Annotated in this window: 2 protein-coding genes; both read left to right on the top strand. The window is 37.4% G+C overall.

Annotated elements, in window-relative coordinates:
* A partial coding sequence (locus ABIQ28_RS03670; RefSeq protein ID WP_348035397.1) for a SusC/RagA family TonB-linked outer membrane protein occupies positions 1 to 1968 on the top strand: 1968 nt, incomplete at its 5' end.
* A gap of 20 nt (positions 1969 to 1988) precedes the next feature.
* A complete protein-coding gene (locus ABIQ28_RS03665; RefSeq protein WP_348035396.1) occupies positions 1989 to 3533 on the top strand; it encodes a RagB/SusD family nutrient uptake outer membrane protein in 1545 nt (514 codons plus the stop codon).
* Positions 3534 to 3828: the final 295 nt, after the last annotated feature.

Genomic DNA, 3828 nt, shown 5'->3' with positions numbered 1-3828 from the left:
AAGTTTTCATTGCGCGAAACTTACTTTATATCGCCATTAATTCCGGTTTATGATTCCTCCAAACCATCAGGCTATGGTTACAGAACTGGCGATTTGCCAGACCACCGCAATCCTGTAGGGGAAGCTAACATTCTTAATGGCTACACTAAGCTGAAGTATTTCTTAGGAAATGTGAGCTTCAACTACGAAATAATTAAAGGATTAAATGCCAACGCCAATTACTCTTTATCTAATACAGATAATTATACTTATGCCTTCCACCCTGCATTTAAAGTAAGGGATATTGATGACAATCCTCAAAATGAGTTTGCGTATGTGTCTGAGCATAACAGAGAATTTAGAAGGCTAAATCAAGATTATACGCTGAATTACAAATTTGACATTGAGAAACATTCCATAAATCTATTGGCAGGTTATCAAAGAATTTCTGAGCCCTTCAAAGAAACTTTTGTCCAGGCAGAAGGTTATAAGTTTGATGACGAAGGCAATAAAGTACCGGCTACCATACTCGATCCGAGATTTAATACGTTAAATGCGTTTAGCGATGGTACTTTTTCCGCACAAGGCACTAATGCACAATACGCTTTAGTTTCGCAATTTGGTAGAATTAATTATGCATATAATGATCGCTATTTATTACAAGCAAGTATCCGTAGGGATGGGAGTTCAAAATTTGGAAAGAACAAGCAATATGGAACGTTTCCATCGTTCGCACTTGGATGGAAAATAACAGATGAAGATTTCATGAAAAATCAAGAGATTTTCAACTTTCTAAAACTGCGCTATAGCTGGGGTCAGGCAGGAAATGATAGTGCCTTAGGTTATTTTGACTATATCGCGCTCATATCTCAAGGAAAAAGTAGAAGTAATGGCGGTTACGTGTTTGGAAGTCCACAGAACTCTTATTTAGGAAGTATTGCTCGCGATTTGCAGAATGATAATTTAAAATGGGAAACAAACACCTCTTCAAATTTTGGTATTGACTTTGCCACTTTTAAAAACAAATTAAAGGGTTCCGTCAACTATTACAAAACCACTACCGAAGATTTGCTGATTATCAAGGAAGTTGCCCCATCCAGCGGTGTCAACCCTCCCGTTGTAAATGTGGGAGAATTTAAGAATAAAGGTTTGGAGTTTGAATTGGGATACACCAATAAGAACGGCGAATTCAATTATTCGGCTTTCACAACCTTTACGACTGTAAATAGTGAAGTGACACGATTAAGCAACGCTAATCAAAACTTGTACGGTATTGGATTATTATTTGGATCAGACCATTTTGTCAATCAAACGCGTATAGGTTATGAGCCAGGTGCTTATTTTTTACCAGTAGCCGATGGTATTTTCCAAACGCAAGCTGAAGTAGATGCCCATGGCGCGCAACCAGACGCCGCTCCCGGAGACATTAGATTTGTTGACCAAAATGGTGATGGTGAAATCGATTCAAAGGATGAAACCTACCAAGGAACAGCCATTCCGAAATATGAGTATAGTTTAAGTTTATCGGCCGATTATAAAGGTTTTGATTTCAACATATTCTTCCAAGGTGTTGGTGGTAACAAAATATACAATGGTAATGACTTCAGATTATTGAGCTTAGATACTGGAAGAAATTTTAGAGCCGAAGCGGTAAATGCATGGACACCCTCAAATACCAATACAGATATCCCGAGAGCCATATTGGGCGACCCTAATAGAAATAGTAGAGCGTCAACCCGATTTTTAGAAAAAGGTGATTATTTGAGAATTAAAACGATCCAATTAGGATATTCCTTACCTGCAAATGTTCTAGAAACGTTAGCGGTTGACAAATTCCGCGTTTACCTTACAGGTCAAAACTTATTCACCTTTACTAATTACAGCGGCTTAGACCCTGAAGTTGGCGGAAGTGTATTATCAAGAGGTATTGATATTAATTTATATCCGAAATATAAGTCTCTAATTTTTGGAGTCCAATTTGGATTTTAACAATAACTAAAAAGAACAAAATGAAAAACATATATAAACTAGTTATAGTTGCTTTAACCTTGTCGCTATCAACATCATGTAACGATGATGAGTTTTTAGAGCAAACACCGCCCGACCAATTGACCTCATCCAATTTTTGGAGAAATGCCGAAGATGCACAATCGGGTTTAGTGGCGGCTTATTCAGAATTGGAATCCAGAAGTAATTTTTGGGATGGCTGGCAAGAAGGACGTCCGGTCGTAGAATATTTCAGATCGGATTATGCATTACCAGGGCCAGATGCCAGTAATTATTCCCACTGGATGTCTATCTTCAACTTCAATTACACTAATGGCCATACCTTTTTAGATGTGATATGGACCACAAATTATAAAGGATTGAATTTTTCCAATCAAGTTATTACCAAAGTTGGAGAGATGACTTCTGATCAAATTTCAGATGCTGAAAAACAACAAATCATTGGAGAAGCGACGTTTTTAAGAGCTTACTATCATTTCAAATTACTAACACTTTATGAGCAGATCATTTTAAGAACAGAATTAATTTCCAATGAAACTTTAGACAAACCTTTATCCTCGCGACCAGAAGCTTGGGAAGTCATCATTAGCGATTTCAAACAAGCTGCAGAGATGCTAAAAACAGTTGAAAACACTGAACCAGGAAGAGCCACTAAAGGTGCAGCTTTGGCCTATTTGGGAAAAGCTTATATGTATAAAGCTGGAGACGCCACCTCAGCAGAAGCTAATGATTTTGACAATGCCGTACTGGCGTTTAAATCCATTGTTGATGGATCTGCTGGAACGTATGCTTTAGAGTCTGATTATTTAAGTTTATTTAATGGCGAAAATGAAAATAATAGCGAATCCATTTTTGAACTTCAGTTTAAAACTGCAGATGCCACATCAAACAACTCCACAAGATTACATGCTTTTGTAGGCGATTGGTCCATTGGCGGATGGGGCGGCATTGCAGCCACGATGAGTGTGGTCAATGAAATGAAAAAAGAAGGCAAGATTGCCAGCAATGGACTATATGACAACAGACTTTATGGCTCGCTTTATTTTAAAGACCCATTTTATAATAACACAAGCACCAAACAAATGCAAGGCAGCACATGGGATGTCCTCATGAATGAGACATACGGAGACACCAATGATAATGCAGCCTACTTCAGAAAATGGTTGCCAAATTATGTTTCTAACAATAGTTATGTTGGTGTTAATGTGGTATTAATGCGCTATGCTGACGTACTACTGATGTATGCCGAAGCTTTAAACGAAACCGGTGCAACAGCTCAAGCGATCCCATTCATTAATAAAGTAAGAGAAGTCCATGGCTATATGCCTCCAATAACGGCCACCTCGAAAGCAGATGTTAAAACTCAAATCATTCATGAACGAACCATGGAGTTGACTTTAGAATCGGTTCGATTCTTTGATTTACGCCGATGGGGACTATTAGACCAAGCCATGCAAGCTGCAGGGCGAACTAATTTCAATGCGGCATCACATGCTTATTTGCCAATACCATTATCTGAGATTCAAACCAATTCACAAATCAAGTAAATCATTTAATTTTACTTGAATTAGCCAAAAAGAGCTGTCATTGATAAAATGGCAGCTCTTTTCATATAATAAAGCATCACTTTTTTATCAGATCATAAATCTTCATTTTCAGCCCTTGAAATAATTTAATCGGATACTCTAAAGCATCATGACATAAATAGTATTAAGTTGTGGAGCTGTCCTATTTTCATGATAATTCAGATTACTGAAAACATCTTTTCTTTAGATATTTTATCATTGTTGTCCGATTAAAGCTGTGTTGATCTACTAAGAAGAGTAATAAATAAAGGTCTTT

Source organism: Gelidibacter sp., from assembly GCF_039916245.1.
GTDB lineage: Bacteria > Bacteroidota > Bacteroidia > Flavobacteriales > Flavobacteriaceae > Gelidibacter.
The sequence above is the reverse complement of the archived record's forward strand: the minus strand, read 5'-3'. Positions and strand labels throughout refer to the sequence as shown.

Coding starts and splice junctions, on each gene's coding strand:
- ABIQ28_RS03665 (WP_348035396.1), top strand. CDS start 1,989: ATGAAAAACATATATAAACTAGTTATAGTTGCTTTAACCTTGTCGCTA.